General features: G+C 58.1%; 1 protein-coding gene and 1 pseudogene. Both read right to left on the minus strand.

Features of this window, described 5'->3' with window-relative positions; all coding sequences use genetic code 11:
* Positions 1 to 183 precede the first annotated feature (183 nt).
* On the minus strand, positions 184 to 885 hold the full coding sequence (locus ACTQWD_RS08645; RefSeq protein WP_052241580.1) for a methyltransferase domain-containing protein: 702 nt from the start codon (positions 883 to 885) through the stop codon (positions 184 to 186).
* A gap of 63 nt (positions 886 to 948) precedes the next feature.
* Positions 949 to 1,089, minus strand: a pseudogene (locus ACTQWD_RS08650) (putative RNA methyltransferase); the annotation flags it as partial.
* Positions 1,090 to 1,651: the final 562 nt, after the last annotated feature.

Raw genomic sequence — 1,651 nt, forward strand, 5'->3', positions numbered from 1 at the left:
GATGACGCGGAAACGGCCCCTCCCGGGGCCGTTTCAGTTCCAGATCGTTGTTTTCGCCCGCTGAGCTGGGCCTATGCCGGAATCTCTCCCACAGAAACCACCGAAGAGCCAGATTTCTTCTGGGGCGGTTGACAAGGGCTGTCCTTCAGCCCTGCAATTAAGAGGATGATGAGCTGGCTGAGCTCATGAAGGGCCTTGGGAGCGAGGGGTGCCCACCAGCAATTCAGCCTCGATGGTGATGCTTTTCACACGCGATAGATTTAGGGACTCCGCGTCGATGCCGAACAGCAGCGGCGTCATCTCGGCGAACACGCGGACGTCCCTTTCGGACATCTCGAAGGTGCGCGTCACCTTGATGCGGTCGGTCATCTTAAAGTGCTTCTCAAAGCAATCGGTCACCAGCTGGTTTGAGTATTCCTTGCTGCGCAAAGATCCTTCAGCAAGGTGGCGCAGCTCCGTAAGATGATTGCTGCCTGGAACCACTTTGACCAGCACTCCTGGCGCGGAGGCGTTTCTGGTTGGGGTGAGAACGCGCTTGAATTCGTCGTAGTTCGAGGGAGCGAATACGTCCACCACGCAGTTGATGGAGCCTTTCAGCACGGGGATGTTCGTCAGGTCGCCAACCAGCCATTTGACCGCCTTTCTGGAATCGTGGCGGGCCGCCATCAGCATGGCGTCTTTTGAGAGGTCAAACGCCACCACGTCGACACAGAGGTTTTCTCGGATTGCACGTGCATAGAAGCCTTCTCCGCATCCCGCGTCGAGCACGCGGAATGGCGTCGCGTTCACAGCTGCAGGACCCTCGCTTGGGGAAAGGGCCCTTCCTACCGCGGTGAGGACGGCTTCTTTCACGTGGTCGTAATACCCTGCCTCCAGGATTGCCATGCGGCTCTCAAAGGATTCTTTGCTGTAGTGGGCTGACTGCCTGGAGGGCCCTAGAAGGTTTACGTACCCCTGCTTTGCGATATCGAAGCAGTGCCTCTTCGGACATACGAGGCTCCCTTCCTGCAGCTTCAGGGCGCTGTGGCAAAGGGGGCAAGAGAGCACGTCGGCGCTGTCAGCAAATCGCGCGTATCTGTCGAGTACCATTGCGTCTCCTTTCGTCCAAGCAATTCTAGCGGATGAGTCTTCCCCAGCAGTGCATGGCTAATCATAGCAGGCAGAACCGCACAGTGACAAATAGCTGAGCTATTTCAAGCTGGGATTTCGGTATTCTGCTGCCCTCTTTTGGGCCACTTCATTTCGCCACGCTTTTGACAGGAGCAACAGGGTCCTCGCGCGCAAAACGCATATGGGCAATGCAGCCGTCTGTCAGGGCATGCCTGCGCCCCCGAACCTGCCGAAAAGGCGCTGATCTGCCCGCCAGGGCATGCCTGCGACCCCGAACCAGCCGAAAGGGCGGTGGATCTGCCCGTCAGGGCATGCCTGTGCCCCCGAACCAGCCGAAAGGGGGGTGGATCTGCCCGCCAGGGCATTGGCAGAAGAAAGAATGCCGAGATACTCAATAAGAAGATTGATAACCTTCAGCAGGTGAAAAAAGGAGGCTTCGGTAGTTTGTGTGACAAGGGGCTAGCCTAGGCAGCAACGCTCTTCGCTCCCTTCACGCCCTTCTTCCTCGCCTTCACCGGGCGACCCGGGAGCTGGGGCTGGC

The organism is Collinsella sp. LCP19S3_B6 (assembly GCF_052121815.1).
Classification (GTDB): Bacteria; Actinomycetota; Coriobacteriia; order Coriobacteriales; family Coriobacteriaceae; genus Collinsella.

What these genes read in the sequence shown, in the direction of transcription:
- ACTQWD_RS08645 (WP_052241580.1), bottom strand. Translation starts at nt 885, where the DNA reads ATGGCAATCCTGGAGGCAGGGTATTACGACCACGTGAAAGAAGCCGTC.